The sequence below is a fragment of the Mesorhizobium sp. M1C.F.Ca.ET.210.01.1.1 genome (genome assembly GCF_004791585.1).
Lineage (GTDB): Bacteria > Pseudomonadota > Alphaproteobacteria > Rhizobiales > Rhizobiaceae > Mesorhizobium.
In genome coordinates this window covers 314,694-331,066 of record NZ_SRUU01000003.1, presented here as the reverse complement: position 1 = coordinate 331,066, position 16,373 = coordinate 314,694, and the positions used below count along the sequence as shown (strand labels likewise).

General features: G+C 63.3%; 16 protein-coding genes and 1 tRNA gene. 12 read left to right on the top strand and 5 right to left on the bottom strand.

Annotated features, from left to right (window positions below; genetic code table 11):
• The first annotated feature begins 10 nt into the window (after positions 1-10).
• From EN853_RS05610 to glpK, 6 genes are all read left to right on the top strand, one after another.
• Positions 11-1,078: an ABC transporter ATP-binding protein gene (locus EN853_RS05610; protein ID WP_127858008.1), complete on the top strand. Its 1,068-nt coding sequence runs from the start codon at positions 11-13 to the stop codon at positions 1,076-1,078.
• Positions 1,079-1,945 (top strand): sugar ABC transporter permease, encoded by an 867-nt coding sequence (locus EN853_RS05605; protein WP_127858009.1) that lies wholly within the window; start codon positions 1,079-1,081, stop codon positions 1,943-1,945.
• Position 1,946: 1 nt separating this feature from the next.
• Positions 1,947-2,861, top strand: coding sequence for a carbohydrate ABC transporter permease (locus tag EN853_RS05600; protein ID WP_127858010.1), 915 nt, complete (start codon positions 1,947-1,949; stop codon positions 2,859-2,861).
• Between the two features lie 2 nt (positions 2,862-2,863).
• Complete coding sequence (locus EN853_RS05595; protein ID WP_126089830.1) at positions 2,864-3,151, top strand: DUF2160 domain-containing protein; 288 nt, start codon at positions 2,864-2,866, stop codon at positions 3,149-3,151.
• Between the two features lie 78 nt (positions 3,152-3,229).
• Positions 3,230-4,954, top strand: a complete 1,725-nt coding sequence (locus EN853_RS05590) for an ABC transporter substrate-binding protein (protein ID WP_127858011.1) — start codon at positions 3,230-3,232, stop codon at positions 4,952-4,954.
• Positions 4,955-5,048: 94 nt separating this feature from the next.
• Positions 5,049-6,542: a glycerol kinase GlpK gene (glpK, locus tag EN853_RS05585; protein ID WP_127858012.1), complete on the top strand. Its 1,494-nt coding sequence runs from the start codon at positions 5,049-5,051 to the stop codon at positions 6,540-6,542.
• Between the two features lie 72 nt (positions 6,543-6,614).
• Here glpK and EN853_RS05580 read toward each other — a convergent pair whose 3' ends face one another.
• Entirely contained in the window at positions 6,615-7,085 is a 471-nt protein-coding gene (locus EN853_RS05580; protein WP_127858013.1) for a BA14K family protein, read from the bottom strand.
• Positions 7,086-7,386: 301 nt separating this feature from the next.
• Between EN853_RS05580 and EN853_RS05575 the strand changes: the two genes are divergently transcribed.
• The 5 genes from EN853_RS05575 to EN853_RS05560 all read left to right on the top strand — a co-directional run bounded on the left by EN853_RS05575 (position 7,387) and on the right by EN853_RS05560 (position 10,416).
• Positions 7,387-7,462 (top strand) — tRNA-Lys (locus EN853_RS05575).
• A gap of 598 nt (positions 7,463-8,060) precedes the next feature.
• On the top strand, positions 8,061-8,600 hold the full coding sequence (locus EN853_RS05570) for a J domain-containing protein (RefSeq protein ID WP_127858014.1): 540 nt from the start codon (positions 8,061-8,063) through the stop codon (positions 8,598-8,600).
• A 21-nt stretch (positions 8,601-8,621) separates the two neighbouring features.
• Complete coding sequence (locus EN853_RS05565; RefSeq protein WP_127858015.1) at positions 8,622-8,807, top strand: hypothetical protein; 186 nt, start codon at positions 8,622-8,624, stop codon at positions 8,805-8,807.
• A 118-nt stretch (positions 8,808-8,925) separates the two neighbouring features.
• Complete coding sequence (locus EN853_RS33870) at positions 8,926-9,102, top strand: hypothetical protein (protein WP_167524381.1); 177 nt, start codon at positions 8,926-8,928, stop codon at positions 9,100-9,102.
• A gap of 171 nt (positions 9,103-9,273) precedes the next feature.
• Positions 9,274-10,416: a hypothetical protein gene (locus EN853_RS05560; RefSeq protein ID WP_127858016.1), complete on the top strand. Its 1,143-nt coding sequence runs from the start codon at positions 9,274-9,276 to the stop codon at positions 10,414-10,416.
• Between the two features lie 6 nt (positions 10,417-10,422).
• Here the strand turns inward: EN853_RS05560 and dprA are convergent, their stop codons facing one another.
• From dprA to EN853_RS05540, 4 genes are read right to left on the bottom strand one after another with little or no spacing between them, the layout of a single operon-like run.
• Positions 10,423-11,559, bottom strand: a complete 1,137-nt coding sequence (gene dprA / locus EN853_RS05555) for a DNA-processing protein DprA (protein ID WP_127858017.1) — start codon at positions 11,557-11,559, stop codon at positions 10,423-10,425.
• A complete protein-coding gene (plsY, locus tag EN853_RS05550) occupies positions 11,556-12,137 on the bottom strand; it encodes a glycerol-3-phosphate 1-O-acyltransferase PlsY (RefSeq protein WP_127858018.1) in 582 nt (193 codons plus the stop codon). Before plsY ends, dprA begins: the two co-directional genes overlap by 4 nt.
• A gap of 54 nt (positions 12,138-12,191) precedes the next feature.
• On the bottom strand, positions 12,192-13,478 hold the full coding sequence (locus EN853_RS05545; protein WP_127858019.1) for a dihydroorotase: 1,287 nt from the start codon (positions 13,476-13,478) through the stop codon (positions 12,192-12,194).
• A complete protein-coding gene (locus EN853_RS05540; RefSeq protein WP_127858020.1) occupies positions 13,475-14,440 on the bottom strand; it encodes an aspartate carbamoyltransferase catalytic subunit in 966 nt (321 codons plus the stop codon). The genes EN853_RS05545 and EN853_RS05540 overlap by 4 nt, the downstream gene beginning before the upstream one ends.
• Before the next feature lie 176 nt (positions 14,441-14,616).
• Between EN853_RS05540 and EN853_RS05535 the strand changes: the two genes are divergently transcribed.
• On the top strand, positions 14,617-16,245 hold the full coding sequence (locus tag EN853_RS05535) for a DNA alkylation response protein (RefSeq protein WP_127858021.1): 1,629 nt from the start codon (positions 14,617-14,619) through the stop codon (positions 16,243-16,245).
• The last annotated feature ends 128 nt before the right edge of the window (positions 16,246-16,373 follow it).

Genomic DNA, 16,373 nt, shown 5'->3' with positions numbered 1-16,373 from the left:
GGAGGAAACGATGGCGCGCATCGATGTCAACCATATCCGCCACTCCTACTTGCCCAATCCGAAGAAGGATTCGGATTTCGCGCTGAAGGAGGTGCACCACACCTTCGAGGACGGCGGCGCCTATGCGCTGCTCGGGCCGTCGGGTTGCGGCAAGACCACCTTGCTCAACATCATTTCGGGGCTGCTCCACCCTTCGCACGGCCAGCTCTTGTTCAACGGCAAGGACGTGACCAATCTGTCGACGCAGGAGCGCAACATCGCTCAGGTGTTCCAGTTCCCGGTCATCTACGACACCATGACCGTCTACGACAATCTGGCCTTCCCGCTGCGCAACCGCCGCGTGCCGGAGGCCGATGTCGATCGCAAGGTGCGCGAGACGCTCGACATGATCGATCTCGCCTCGCTGGCGAAGAAAAAGGCGCGCGGGCTGACCGCCGACCAGAAGCAGAAGATCTCGCTCGGCCGCGGCCTGGTGCGCTCGGATGTCAACGCGATCCTGTTCGACGAGCCGCTCACCGTCATCGACCCGCATATGAAGTGGGTGCTGCGCTCGCAGCTCAAGCAACTGCACCGCCGCTTCGCCTACACCATGGTCTATGTCACGCACGACCAGACCGAGGCGCTGACTTTCGCCGACCGCGTCGTGGTCATGTATGACGGCGAGATCGTGCAGATCGGCACGCCGGCCGAGTTGTTCGAGCGGCCGCGCCACACCTTCGTCGGCTATTTCATCGGTTCGCCCGGCATGAATGTGTTGCCGGTTGCCCTCGAAGGCAGGACCGCGAAGCTCGGCTCGCAGCGCATCGAGCTGCCCGGCACGCCGAAGGCCGAAGCCGGTCCCGTCGAGCTCGGCATTCGTCCCGAATATGTGCGGCTCGGCCGTGAAGGCATGGCGGTGTCCGTCAGCAAGGTCGAGGATGTCGGCCGCCACAAAGTCGTTCGCGCCAATCTCGAAGGCAAGGAGATCGCCGCCGTCATCGGCGAGGACGACGAGGTGCCGGCCGAACCAAAAGTCCGCTTCGAGCCGGCCGGCATCAACATCTATGCCGATTCATGGCGCGTCGAGATGGGGGCATAGATGGAAAAGACCTGGAACAACAGGGCCTGGTTCCTTGTCCTGCCGGTGCTGGTGCTGGTGGCGTTCTCCGCCGTCATCCCCTTGATGACCGTCGTCAACTATTCGGTGCAGGACACGTTCGGCAACAACGTCTTCTTCTGGGCCGGCACGGAATGGTTCGAGGAGCTGCTCGCCTCCGACCGCTTCTGGGAAGCGATGGTGCGCAACCTGATCTTCTCCTTCATCATCCTGGCGATCGAGGTCCCGCTCGGCATCTTCATCGCGCTCAACATGCCGAAGAAGGGCTGGGGCGTGCCAGTCTGCCTTGTGCTGATGGCGTTGCCGCTGCTCATTCCGTGGAACGTCGTCGGCACGATCTGGCAGGTCTTTGGCCGCAACGACATCGGCCTGCTTGGCTACTACGTCAACAAGCTCGGCATCAACTACAACTATGTGCAGAATCCGATCGACGCCTGGGTCACCGTTATCATCATGGATGTCTGGCACTGGACGAGCCTAGTCGTGCTGCTCTGCTACGCCGGCCTGGTTTCGATCCCGGACGCCTTCTACCAGGCGGCCAAGATCGACGGCGCCTCGCGCTGGGCGGTGTTCCGCTTCATCCAGTTGCCGAAGATGCAGCGCGTGCTGCTGATCGCGGTGCTGCTGCGCTTCATGGACAGTTTCATGATCTACACCGAGCCCTTCGTCGTGACCGGCGGCGGTCCCGGCAATTCGACCACCTTCCTGTCGATCGACCTCGTCAAGACCGCACTCGGACAGTTCGACCTCGGTCCGGCGGCGGCCATGTCGCTCGTCTACTTCCTGATCATCCTGTTGTTGTCATGGGTGTTCTACACCGTGATGACCAACTATGACGCGGAGCGCTGACATGACCGGCGTCAACGAAAGAACGAACAGAGTGAGTGAGACGACGGTTTCGGAAGGACTGAGCAGCGCTCTGTCGCAAGACGAGATCGCGCGGCTCATGCGTCGCCGAGGCGAGGAATCGCGTTGGTGGTGGATCGTGCCGACGATCTACATCATCGTCCTGCTGCTGCCGATCTACTGGCTCATCAATATGAGCTTCAAGACCAACCAGGAGATCATCTCGTCGCTGACGCTTTATCCGCACCAGCCGACGCTGCGCAACTACAGCATCATCTTCACCGACGCGTCCTGGTATTCGGGCTACATCAATTCCATCACCTATGTGGTGATGAACATGGTGATCTCGGTCACCGTGGCGCTGCCGGCGGCTTACGCCTTCTCGCGCTACCGCTTCCTCGGTGACAAGCACCTGTTCTTCTGGCTGCTCACCAACCGCATGGCGCCGCCGGCGGTGTTCGCACTGCCGTTCTTCCAGCTCTATTCGGCCTTCGGCCTCATCGACACGCATATCGCAGTGGCGCTGGCGCACTGCCTGTTCAACGTGCCGCTGGCGGTGTGGATCCTGGAGGGCTTCATGTCCGGCGTGCCGAAGGAGATCGACGAGACCGCCTATATCGACGGTTATTCCTTCCCGCGCTTCTTCGTGAAAATCTTCATGCCGCTGATCGCGAGCGGCATTGGGGTGGCCTGCTTCTTCTGCTTCATGTTCTCATGGGTGGAACTGTTGATCGCGCGCACGCTGACGACGACGGACGCCAAGCCGATCGCCGCCACCATGACGCGCACCGTCTCGGCCGCGGGCATGGACTGGGGTCTGCTGGCCGCCGCCGGCGTGCTGACGCTGATCCCCGGCGCGGTGGTCATCTGGTTCGTCCGCAACTACATTGCCAAGGGCTTCGCCCTGGGGAGGGTATGATCATGAACCTCGACCTCTCCTGGATGGCGTGGACCTGGCCGACGGCGGCCTTCTTCGGAACCATCTTTCTGCTGCTCTTCGGCATGGCTGCCTGGGAATATGTCTCGCCGGGCGGCAATCCGCGCGTCGGCGTGCTGCGCTTCGAAACGACGCGCGGTGACCGCCTCTTCCTTTCGCTGCTCGGCAGCGCCTTTATCCATCTCGCTTGGCTGGGTCTCGTTGGGCCCAACCTGTGGTGGGCTCTCGCTCTCTCCGTAGTCTACGCCATTGGCGTGTTCCGCTACGTATAGAGGGGGAAACTGTTGGAGCGACCGCGTGCTGGCGGCCGCTCCAGATCGCACTTGAAAACCTAAATGTGGAGGAACCTCATGCGACGGCAAATCTTAACATCAACGACCGCTATTGTCCTATTGCTCGGGGCCGGCAACGCCTATGCCGGTATGGACGAAGCCAAGGCTTTCCTTGACAAGGAGATCGGCCCGCTCTCGACGCTCTCGCGCGCCGACCAGGAAAAGGAGATGCAGTGGTTCATCGATGCCGCGAAGCCTTTCGCCGGCATGGAAATCAAGGTCGTCTCCGAAACCATCGCCACCCACTCCTATGAGTCGCAGGTGCTGGCGCCGGCCTTCTCGGCAATCACCGGCATCAAGGTCACACATGACGTCATCCAGGAAGGCGACGTCGTCGAGAAGATCCAGACCCAGATGCAGACCGGCCAGAACCTCTATGACGGCTGGGTCAACGATTCCGACCTGATCGGAACGCACTGGCGCTATCAGCAGGTGCGCAACCTCTCCGACTGGATGGCCGGCGAGGGCAAGGACGTCACCGACCCGATGCTCGACGTCGACGATTTCATCGGCAAGTCGTTCACCACCGCGCCAGACGGCAAGCTCTACCAGCTGCCGGACCAGCAGTTCGCCAACCTCTACTGGTTCCGCTACGACTGGTTCAATGACGAGAAGAACAAGGCCGATTTCAAAGCCAAGTACGGCTACGACCTCGGCGTTCCCGTCAACTGGTCGGCCTATGAGGACATCGCCGCCTTCTTTACCGGCCGCGAGATCGACGGCAAGAAGGTCTTCGGCCATATGGACTACGGCAAGAAGGACCCGTCGCTCGGCTGGCGGTTCACCGACGCGTGGCTGTCTATGGCCGGTAACGGCGACAAGGGCATTCCGAACGGCAAGCCGGTCGACGAATGGGGCATCAAGGTCGATGAGAACTCCCGTCCCGTCGGCTCCTGCGTTGCCCGCGGCGGCGACACCAACGGCCCGGCCTCGGTCTACGCCATCCAGAAGTACCTCGACTGGCTGAAGGCCTACGCGCCGCCGGAAGCCCAGGGCATGACCTTCTCCGAATCGGGTCCGGTGCCTTCGCAGGGCACGATCGCCCAGCAAATCTTCTGGTACACCGCCTTCACCGCCGACATGGCCAAGCCCGGCCTGCCGGTCGTGAATGAAGACGGCACGCCGAAATGGCGCGTCGCGCCGTCGCCGCATGGCGTCTACTGGAAGGACGGCATGAAGCTCGGCTATCAGGACGCGGGTTCCTGGACACTGATGAAGTCGACCCCAACCGACCGTGCCAAGGCCGCCTGGCTCTATGCGCAGTTCGTCACCTCGAAGACCGTCGACGTGAAGAAGAGCCATGTCGGCCTCACCTTCATCCGCGACTCCACCATCCACGACAAGAGCTTCACCGAGCGGGCTCCGAAGCTCGGCGGCCTGATCGAGTTCTACCGCTCGCCGGCTCGCGTGCAGTGGACCCCGACCGGCACCAACGTTCCGGACTATCCGAAGTTGGCCCAGCTCTGGTGGCAGAATATCGGCGACGCGTCGTCGGGCGCCAAGAGCCCGCAGGAAGCGATGGACTCGCTCTGCGCCGACCAGGAAAAGGTCCTGAGCCGTCTCGAGAAGTCGGGCGTCCAGGGCGACATCGGCCCGAAGATGGCCGAAGAGCATGATCTCGACTATTGGAACAAGGACGCCGTCTCGAAGGGTAACCTTGCGCCGCAGCTTAAGGTCGAGAACGAGAAGGACAAGCCGATCACCGTCAACTATGACGAGCTGGTGAAGAGCTGGCAGAAGTAAACGTCTGACGCAGGCGGCGACGCCCGCGTTGCATACTCGGGGGAGGCGGGTGATTCCCGTCTCCCCTGTTGCATGAGAAGTGGAGGGATGCCGAATGAGCGGTTTTGTGCTGGCCATCGATCAGGGGACGACCTCGACCAGGGCTATCCTCTTCGACGACAAGATGAAGGTTGCGGGCATTGGCCAGCAGGAATTCACGCAGCACTATCCGGCTTCCGGCTGGGTCGAACATGACCCCGAAGACATCTGGGCGAGCGTCGTCGCGACGGTGAAGGCCGCGCTGAAAGCCGCTGGCCGCGCGGCATCGGACGTGGCGGCGATCGGCATCACCAACCAGCGCGAGACCGTTGTCATCTGGGACAAGGCGACCGGCAAGCCGATCCACAATGCGATCGTATGGCAGGACAGGCGCACGGCGCCGCTTTGCCAGAAACTGAAGAAGCAGGGCCTGGAGAAAAAGTTCACGCGCAAGACCGGCCTGCTGCTCGACCCCTATTTCTCCGGCACCAAGATCGCCTGGATGCTGGACAAGGTGAAGGGAGCCAGGAAGCGCGCCGAGACGGGCGAGCTGCTCGCCGGCACCATCGACAGTTTCCTCATCTGGCGGCTGACCGGCGGCAAGGTGCACGCGACCGACGCCACCAACGCCTCGCGCACGCTGGTCTACAACATCGAGAAGAATGTCTGGGACGACGAGCTGCTGTCCATCCTGAACATACCGGCCGCGATCCTGCCGCAGGTTAAGGATTGCGCCGATGATTTCGGCGTCACCGAGAAGAGCCTGTTCGGCGCCGAGATGAGGATCCTCGGCGTCGCCGGTGACCAGCACGCGGCGACGATCGGCCAGGCCTGTTTCGAGCCCGGCATGATGAAATCGACCTACGGCACCGGCTGCTTCGCGCTGCTCAACACCGGCGCCGACCTGGTGCGCTCCAAGAACCGGCTGCTCACCACCATTGCCTATAGGCTCAACGGCAAGACCACCTATGCGCTGGAAGGTTCGATCTTCATCGCGGGCGCCGCCGTGCAGTGGCTGCGGGACGGCATCAAGGTGATCGGCAAGGCCGAGCAGAGCGGTGCGCTTGCGGCAACCGCCGACCCGGCGCAGCAGGTTTATCTGGTGCCGGCCTTCGTCGGCCTCGGCGCGCCGCATTGGGACGCCGAAGCGCGCGGCGCCATCTTCGGCCTGACACGCAATTCGGGGCCGGCGGAGTTCGCCCGCGCGGCGCTGGAATCCGTCGCCTTCCAAACGCGCGACCTGCTCGACGCCATGCGCAAGGACTGGAAAGGCGCTTCCGCCAAGACCGTGCTGCGGGTCGATGGCGGCATGGTGGCGTCCGACTGGACCATGCAGCGTCTGGCCGACATTCTGGATGCGCCGGTCGACCGTCCGACGATCCTGGAGACGACGGCGCTCGGTGCCGCCTGGCTTGCGGGATCAAGGGCAGGCGTATGGTCAAAGGCGAAGGACTTCGCCAAGACCTGGGCGCTCGATAAGCGCTTCAAGCCTGACATGGACGCTGCGACACGGTCGGCAAAGCTGGCTGGGTGGCGCGACGCTGTGCGCAGGACGCTGAACACGAACTAGTATCACAAAGAGAGAGCCCGTGCCTCTCGAGGCACGGGCTCTTCAACGGCTCTGGGTACTGACTGGAGGCCGTCAGTAGGGCGAGATGCACTGCTGACGCGGGCCGTTGTAAGGCTGGAAGGTGTTGTCCGAGGCGCGATAGGAGCGGTAGCGGTCATAGCACCACTGCACATGCGCATCGCCGCGATAGACACGGTTGTTCTCGCTGTTGACGATAGCCCCGGTGATCAGCGCGCCGGCGGCAAAAGCAGCCAGCGGAAACCAGTAGTCGCCGTGCCGGCGATAGCCGTGACGATAATGTCGATAGCCGCGATGGCCGTTCCACCAGGCACCGCTGTCATTGCGCGAGAAACGAGGACTGCCGCGCCAATTGCGATGTCTCCACTGGAGATCGCCATTGCGGGCTTCGATCTTCTGGATGTCCGGGGAGGCAGGCGACGCCTGCGGGACGTAGACCTCAGCGGCGTTGACCGGCACCGCCGCTGCTGCGGCGAACGAAACCGACAAGGTGGCGGCAAGCAAGCCCGACACGATCTTTCTCATGGTTCTCCTCCTCGAAAAGAGCGGTTGACGTCCCTTTTGCCGGAGAAACGGCTTAGGGTTGCAATGGTTCCAAATGCAGCCACAACCAATTGTTATTGTTGAAACTTCTGAAATATCTGACCCATATCGGGGCCGGGCGATCTTTCACGGACCGGGCGCCCGCCCATGGTCGGAAGTACCTTCGAGGCCCCCTGAAAGTGCCGCAAAACTCCGGTTGGAAAGCCATCTTTTTCCGGTTGACCGGTCGCGGCACTCTCCCTATGTTCCGCGCAATTTCGAGGGCGGCGTTTCGAGCCCGCGGGAGCGCGTAGCTCAGCCGGTAGAGCAACTGACTTTTAATCAGTAGGTCATGGGTTCGAATCCCATCGCGCTCACCAAGATTTTTCCAAAACATTCAATAGTTTGTCAGAGATCGCGCGGCTTAGGCGGTGCCGGCGTCCAGCGCTCAGTCACTCGATTTCGCCGTCGCATTTTTTTGCCTTCTACCAGGGCAGTGGGTCGGTGCCCCAACGGAATAGGGGGCTATATCTTTCCTTTATTCGGACCAATGCCGTTGGAAGGATGGACCTCAGCCGATTGTGGACCTGTCGGCAACTCAGGCACTTTGCAGCGCGCCGGCTGATAACCCCAAGCCCCCCGCCCATCAGTCGGCGCACAGCCCGGCTTGCGAACCTCAATCCAACACCAAAGCAAGCCGGGCTCTCGATCAAGCACCCCTGCCAAACCGAGGAGCGCCGCATGATCACTTACATCCTCGTAGCGTGGCTCCTCTTCCAGCCCGCAAGTATCGTCGCCGGCAAGTCTATCGCTTTCGGCAGCCAGTGATGGCCGACTGATATATACCCAAGCTCCCGCCCGTCGCGGGAGGTAAAGGCGCCGGGCCGGCCTTCGTGGGGAAGCCGGCTTGCATGGGCGGAACGGTTGCGCAATGCTGGCGTCGGAGAGTTCGCAATATCGATTCCGTGGAAGCGCCACATGTTCGTCGACTACTACGAACTTCTTGAAATCAGCCCGAACGCGAATTCGGAGACCATTGAACGGATATTTCGTTATTTTGCGATGCGCTACCATCCCGACAATCGGGACACCGGCAATGAGTCACGCTTCAGCGAAATCGTAGAAGCCCACAATACGCTCAAAGATCCGGTCAAGCGCGCCCAATACGATGTCCAGTATAAAGATCATTTGAGCCTTCGACGCGGACTGAGCGAGGAAGCCAGCGACGCCAAAGGGCTCGAGCGGGACGTCGTCATTCAAGCCAAACTGCTGTCGCTTCTTTATGTAAAACGCCGGCAAGACGTCAACAATCCCGGCATTGGCGATGAAGAACTCGAACGCTTGTCGGGCTGTCCGCGAGAGCATCTGGAATTTCATCTCTGGTATCTGAAAGCGAAGGGCTGGATAGCAAGGATCGAAAACGGGATGTTCGCCATCACCGTGGACGGCATCGATCGCGCCAATTCCGAACGTCGTCGTGACGTTGCCGTGACCAGGCTGCTGGATCATGCGGACTGAGGCGTCCAAGGGGAGGCCGAATTGGCCGAGAAGAAAGTGATCGCGGTCAAAGACTGGACCTGCGCCATGAGTGACGAGCTTGGGCGCGTCGCCCTGATGGTCAACCCAACCGAGGGCGAGCCAATCCTGGTTTTGATGACGATCTTCCAGGCGGCAAAGATGGGGCGTGAGTTGCAGTCGCCGAAACGCACGCAACTGCCCATCTAGGGCACCAGCTGAGGTCTCTGTAGGACCAGGTGCAGGTTGTTATATTAGCGGTCGCTTGTGTAAAACCTCACGCAGGATCATAATAGCAGGCGCTTTCGGGAGCTTGAGGGAGGTTCCGATGCGAACAATCCTGCTGCTGCTCGCCCTGGTGGTGTGTTTCTTCATCTGGGACCGCCTGGCGAACGACGGGGTCTATACGGCTGACGTGGAGCGCAGCTTCAGGGAGGCCGCAGCCGATATGCCGCACGGGTACGACACCGGCATCACGTTCAACCGAGACCTTCTGAAGCGCTAGACCCTGCTGGAACGAGGCACCCAACGCCGGGACAGCTCGCACGCCCGCCAATTGCAGGAGGAAGTGACCGGGCGCGTTTCATTCACCGGAAACTGCCCTCGACCACCAACCCAACCTTGTGGCCGGACTCCTTGGTGACTACAGTCGACTTTCCCGAAGGAGAGCTCGACCATGGCACTTGACCTTTCGGTAGATGCTTCAGCCCCCAAGGCGGCGGCACCTGGAAAATATCTCTTCGGCCCGGTCGCCGACTTCCTCATGCTCGGCGGCAGCGCGTTCGTGATCCTGCCGATCCTGTTCCTGGTGCCGCTCGAATATGAAGGGTTGGTGGCCGCGACGATGGTGATCGTGGCATATCTGGTCAACTATCCCCACTTCGCCCATTCATACCAGATCTTCTACCGCAATTTCGGGCGCAAGGTGAGCGGCAACGGCTACGACCGGAGCCTCCAGCTTCGCTATATATTCGCGGGCATCGTCGTTCCCGTGATCATGGGCGCGTTCTTTGCCTATGGCGCGGCCACGACGAACACGCGCCTGCTCGGATACGCGGCCAACGCGATGTTCTTCTTCGTCGGCTGGCACTACGTCAAGCAGGGCTACGGCATGCTGATGGTGGACGCCGTGCTGAAGCGCAAATTCTTCGACGATCGCGACAAGAAGGTGCTGCTGGTCAACAGCTATGCTGTCTGGATCCTGGCTTGGCTGCAGACGAACACGGCAGTCACCCAGGGGAATTACTATGGCCTGCAATACTACACATTTGCCGCACCTTCCTGGATCGCCAACATTGCCCTGCTCGCGGCCGTTGCCTCGACAGCGGCCACAGTTCTGATGCTGATCAATCGCTGGCGACGGAACGGCCGCGCCCTGCCGTATAACGGCATCGTCGCCTATGTCGCGTCGCTTTATCTATGGATCCTGATTGCAAGGGTAAACCCGCTCTGGCTGCTTGTCGTGCCGGCGCTTCACTCGCTGCAATACCTGGCGGTGGTCTGGCGCTATCAGACCAATGTCGAGCGCGACGTCGCGGATGCCGCAGGAAAACCGCGACCGAAGATGCTGTCCTTTCTCGGACCTCTCTACAGGCTTCGGGTGCTGGGATTCATCGTCGGGGGCGGCGCGCTTGGATATCTCGGCTTCTGGCTGATCCCGTTCGTGATGAGTGCCCTGATCCCCTACGACAGGCAAGTCCTCGGGTCCTCGCTGTTCTTCTTCATCGTGCTGATCTTCATCAACGTGCACCACTATTTCCTGGACAATGTGATGTGGCGCCGCGGCAATCCGGAAGTGTCCAAATACCTGTTCCGCTAGAGCGATTCAGGAGCGACCGAAGATCAGCGACACATTCCCACCGGCGTGGCGTTCGAGCCGGCCGGCGAGGTCGAGTTCCAGGAGGACCATCGCGATCTGCGCGGCGCCCAGGCCGGTGTGGCGGATGATCTCGTCCACGCCGACGGGCGTCGGGCCGAGCGCCTCCAGCACGTCGGCGCGCTCGCTCTCGCCGGGCGGCGGCAGTGCCGACAGGTCGGGCGCCTCGGCGAGCGGCGTGCCGCGGGAAACGCGGACGCCAGCGAGCGGCGCCAGCGCGTCCAGGATGTCGGCCGCTTCGGTGACGAGCGTGGCGCCGTCCTTGAGCAGGGCGTTGCAGCCGGCGGCGCGCGGGTCGAGCGGCGAGCCCGGCACGGCGAAGACCAGACGGCCCATCTCGCCGGCCAGCCTGGCGCTGATCAGCGAGCCGGAGCGCTGCGCCGCCTCGACCACGACCAGCCCCAGCGCCATGCCGGCGACCAGGCGGTTGCGGCGCGGAAAATCCTGCGCGCGCGGCTGCCAGCCGAACGGCATTTCCGAAACGATGGCGCCGCCGCGCTCGGCAATCTCGTCGCAAAGACCGGCATTCTCGGGCGGGTAGGGGACATCGAGGCCGCCGGCCAGCACGCCGACGGTGCCGGTCGAAAGACTGCCCTGATGCGCCGCCGTGTCGATGCCGCGCGCTAGGCCGGAGGTGATGGCGTAACCGTCCCGGCCGAGGTCTCCCGCCAGCATGCGCGCCATCTTGATGCCGGCAAGCGAGGCATTGCGGGCGCCGACGACGGCCACCGCGGGCAAACGAAACACCGCACCTTCACCCTTCACCGCCAGCAGCGGCGGCGGGTTGTCCATGGTCTTCAGCAAAGCCGGGTAGTCGGCCTCGCCGATGCCGACAAAGCGGGCGCCAGCGCGCCGCGCGGCATCCAGTTCCGCCTCGGCCTCGGCGACGGAAGGAATGCGGACGATGCGGTTCGCGCCGCCTGAAATCATCAGCTCGGGCAGCATCTCGAGCGCGGCTTCCGCCGAGCCGAAGCGGTTGATCAATTCGCGGAACGAGGCAGGGCCGACATTCGGCGTGCGGATCAGGCGGAGCCAGGCAAGCCGCTGCCGGTCGCTGAGGCGCGGGCCGGCGGCGGGCGCGCTCACCCCTTCGCCCCGATCTTGCCTTCTGTGCCGGCGAGCAGCCGCGAGATGTTGGCGTGGTGCTTGATGAAGACGATCAGGCTCATCACGGCGAACAGGCCGGCGATCTGCGGCGTGCTGATGAAATAGAGCGCGATCGGCACGACCACCGCCGCCACCAGCGCCGCCAGCGAGGAGTAGCGGAACAGGAAAGCCATGGCGAGCCAGACGACGGCGAAGACAAGCATGCCCTGCCAGGCCAGCCCGATCAGCACGCCGAGATAGGTGGCGACACCCTTGCCACCCTTGAAGCCGAGCCAGACGGGAAAGAGATGGCCGAGGAAGGCGCCGAAGCCGGCGAGCAGCCCGAAGTCGGGCGAAAAATGTCCGGCAATCAGGGCTGCCGCCGTGCCTTTCAGCGCATCGAGCACCAGTGTCGCCGCGGCGAGGCCTTTGTTGCCCGTGCGCAGCACATTGGTCGCGCCGATGTTGCCGGAGCCGATCTGGCGCACATCGCCGAGACCGGCCGCGCGGGTGATCAAGAGCCCAAACGGGATCGAGCCGAGCAGGTAGCCGAAGATGAGCGCGAGCCCGTAACCCATTGTTTCCCCCGCATTTCCTGTTTTGTCAGCCTGAACGTTCCCGCTCTGCGGTGCTCAGGCTGAAAACACTGTGCGGCCCGCCACCATCGTTTGCAAGACCTTGCCCTGCAGGCGCGCGCCTTCGAAGCAGGTGTTCTTCGAGCGCGAGCGCAGGCCGCTCTCGCTGACGATCCATGGCTCGTCGAGATCGACCACGGCCAGATCGGCCACAGCGCCCGGCTTCAGCGTGCCGCCGGGCAGTCCGAACAATCTTGCCGGCGCGGTCGAGAGCGTCTCGATCAGCCTAAGCAAAGGCACGTCACCATTGTGGTAAAGCCGCAATGCGGCGCCAAGCAGCGTCTCCAGCCCGATCGCGCCGGCGGCGGCATCGGCGAAAGGCAGGCGCTTGGTGTCGACATCCTGCGGGTCGTGCGAGGAGACGATGAGGTCGACGATGCCGTCCTTGATCGCCTCGATCATCGCCAGCCGGTCGTCCTCGGCACGCAAAGGCGGGGTCAGCCGGAAGAAGGTACGGTATTCACCGACATCGTTCTCGTTGAGGGAAAGGTTGTGGATGGCCACGCCCGCCGTGACATTGGCGCCGTCCGCCTTGGCCCGGCTTACCGCACCGACCGCCATCGCGGTCGAAATCTTGGCGGCATGATAGGCGCCGCCTGTCAGCCGCGCGAGCGCCAGGTCCCGCTCCAGCGGGATGAGCTCAGCCTCGCGCGGGATGCCGGAAAGGCCGAGCCAACTCGCATAAAGGCCTTCGTTCATTACGCCGGCCGAGGCGAGGTCGGCATCCTGGGTTTCATGGGCGATCACACCGCCGAAATCGCGGGCATAAGTCAGCGCGCGGCGCATCACCAGCGCATTGGCGATCGTATGGCGGCCGTCGGTAAAAGCGACGGCACCGGCTTCGCGCAGCAGGCCGAACTCGGTCATCTCGTGGCCTTCCAGCCCTTTGGTGACTGCCGCCGCCGGAAAAATGTTGACGCTCGCCGTGTCCCTTGCCGTGCGCAGCACGAACTCGACCAGCGCCACATTGTCGATCACCGGATTGGTGTCTGGCATCATGACGATGGAGGTGACGCCGCCGGCCGCCGCCGCCACGCTCGCCGAGGCGATGGTCTCGCGGTGCTCGCCGCCGGGTTCGCCGATGAAGACGCGGGCATCGATCAAACCCGGGATGACCGTCTTGCCTGCGCAGTCGATGACAACAGCACCCTCGGGCGCGCCCTGGTTCAGCGCCGCCTTGCCGGCAGCGGCGATCTTCTTCCCGTCGACGATGACACTGCCGATCTCATCGACGCCGCGCGAGGGGTCAACGACGCGCGCCTTGCTGAGGACCGTCACGCTCATGCGCCGCGCCCTTCATGATTGCGGCGCGGGTCGAGCAGCGCTTCCATCACCGCCATGCGCACGGCAACGCCCATCTCGACCTGCTCCTGGATGACGCTTTGCGGCCCGTCGGCGATTTCCGAGGCGATCTCGACGCCGCGGTTCATCGGTCCTGGATGCATGACCAGCGCATCGTCCTTGGCTGCCTTCAGCTTTTCGGCGTCGAGGCCGAAATAGCGGAAATATTCGCGGATCGACGGCACGAAGGCGCCTTCCATGCGCTCGCGCTGCAGGCGCAGCATCATCACCACGTCGGCATCCTTCAGCCCCTCGGCCATCGAGCGCGCCACGATCACGCCCATCCTGTCGATGCCAGCTGGCAGCAGCGTCGAGGGAGCCACGACCCGCACCTGCGCGCCAAGCGCATTCAAGAGTATGATATTGGAGCGGGCGACGCGCGAATGCAGGATGTCGCCGCAGATCGCCACGATCAGCTTCGACAGCGGTCCCTTGGCGCGACGGATGGTCAGTGCGTCGAGCAGCGCCTGCGTCGGGTGCTCATGCGCGCCGTCGCCGGCATTGACCACGGAGCAGCCGACTTTCTGTGCCAGAAGCGCCGCCGCGCCCGCCGACTGATGGCGAATGATCAGGATATCCGGCCGCATGGCGTTGAGCGTCATGGCGGTGTCGATCAGCGTCTCGCCTTTCTTCACCGATGAACTCGCCACCGACATGTTCATGACGTCGGCGCCGAGCCTTTTCCCCGCCAGCTCGAAGGACGATTGCGTGCGGGTCGAGGCCTCGTAGAACAGGTTGATCTGGGTGCGGCCGCGCAGCGTCGAGGTCTTCTTCTCCGATTGCCGCGAGATCGCAACGGCGCGGTCCGCCCGGTCGAGCAGCAGCTCGATGTCGGCCGGGGAAAGATCACGGATGCCCAGAAGATGGCGGTGCGGAAAGAGGGGCAGGGACGAAGCGTCGGTCATCTCAAGGCGCTGCTATAGGGTGCGGTCTGAAAAGCCGCAAGCGCAAGCTTGGGATCGCGGGCGTTCTCCCCGGTATTTTCGTTGCGTGGCTTGGGCTATAACCCAGCGGTGGCTTCGGATTCGCGACCGCGGCCTTCAGACAAGTAACGGCTTTTCTGCCAATTGAAGGATTGGGCGTGACCGACGAGGTGATCAACCAGCCGCCGCCGCTGACGGGCGGCAATGCATGGCGGTGCGATCCGTTGCTCATCCAGCTTGCCGAGCGCTTTTCCGATCCGGTGCGCAAGGATCTCGACGGGCTTGGCCGTTTCGTCATGACGCACGAGGCGCAGGAGCTCGCCCGCCTCGCCAATGTGGACACGCCGAAACTGAAGACACATGACCGTCAGGGCCGGCGCATCGACCTGGTCGAGTTTCATCCGGCCTATCATGCGCTCATGCGACGCTCGGTTGCTGGCGGCCTGCATTCCTCGGTCTGGGAAAACGGCGACGCCGAGATCGGCCGCCGGCACCAGGTGAGGGCGGCGCGCTTCTATCTGACGGCCGAACTGGAGACCGGGCATCTCTGCCCCATCACCATGACTAGCGCTTCGCTGGCGGCGCTGATGGCAAGTCCAAAACTGTTCCGCGAATGGGCGCCGCGCGTGACGACGCGCAAATACGACCAGAGCCAGAAGCCGCCGGTGCAGAAGACGGGGCTGACGCTCGGCATGGGCATGACCGAGAAGCAGGGCGGCACCGACGTGCGCGCCAACATCACAAGGGCGGAGCGCACGGGAAGCGGCTTCTACCGGCTCACCGGGCACAAATGGTTCATGTCGGCGCCGATGTCCGACGCTTTCCTGGTGCTGGCCCAGGCATCGGAGGGACTGTCCTGCTTCCTCGTGCCGCGCATCCTGGGTGACGGCTCGGGCAATGGATTCCGCTTCCAGCGCCTGAAGGACAAGCTCGGCAACCGCTCCAACGCCTCGTCGGAAGTCGAGTTCGTCAACGCCATCGGCGAGATGGTCGGCGAGCCCGGCTCCGGCATCAAGACGATCATGGACATGGTGACGCTGACCCGGCTCGACTGCGCGGTCGCCTCGTCGGCGATCATGCGGGCCGGGCTCGCCGAAGCCGTTCACCACACGCGTCATCGCCAGGTGTTCGGCGCCAATCTTATCGACCAGCCGCTGATGCAGCGGGTGCTGGCCGACATGGCGCTCGACGTCGCCGCAGCCACGGCGCTGTCGTTCCGGCTGGCCCGCTCCTTCGACGAGGCGGCGAGCGATCGCGGCGAGGCGGCCTTTGCCCGCGCCATGACGCCGGTGGTCAAATACTGGGTCTGCAAGATCGCGCCGCAGCTGCTCTACGAGGCGATGGAGTGCCTCGGCGGCAACGGCTATGTCGAGGAAGCGCCGCTTGCCCGCTACTATCGCGAGGCTCCGGTCAACGCCATCTGGGAGGGCTCGGGCAACGTCATGGCGCTGGACGTGCTGCGCGTGCTCGGCCGCGCGCCCGGCCTGTTCGAGGAGGTGCTGGCCGGCATCGACCGCGACCTCGGCACCGGCGGCCGCGGCACCATAGGCGTGCTCAAGGCGGCAATGCAGGTGTCCGCGACCGACGAGGGCTCGGCGCGGCTTCTGACCGAGCAGTTGGCGCTGTCGGCAGCGGCGGCGGAGCTGCGTCGGCTGGGGGCAGGGCGGATTGCCGACGCCTTCGTCGAAACACGGCTCGGCGGCCAATGGCGCACCACCTACGGTATGCTCGATTCGCGGCATGACGCGCGCATGATCATCGATACGCTCTATCCGCCGCTGGCCTGAACAGGGCCGGAGCACGGTCCATCGCCGGCCTGTGGATTGCCGTTAACCTTAACAAATGGTTTCCGTTGCAGAGAAACTGCGCAGAGCCCACTCTGCCCACCGGAGTAGGGAAGTGTTAACCATGGGCG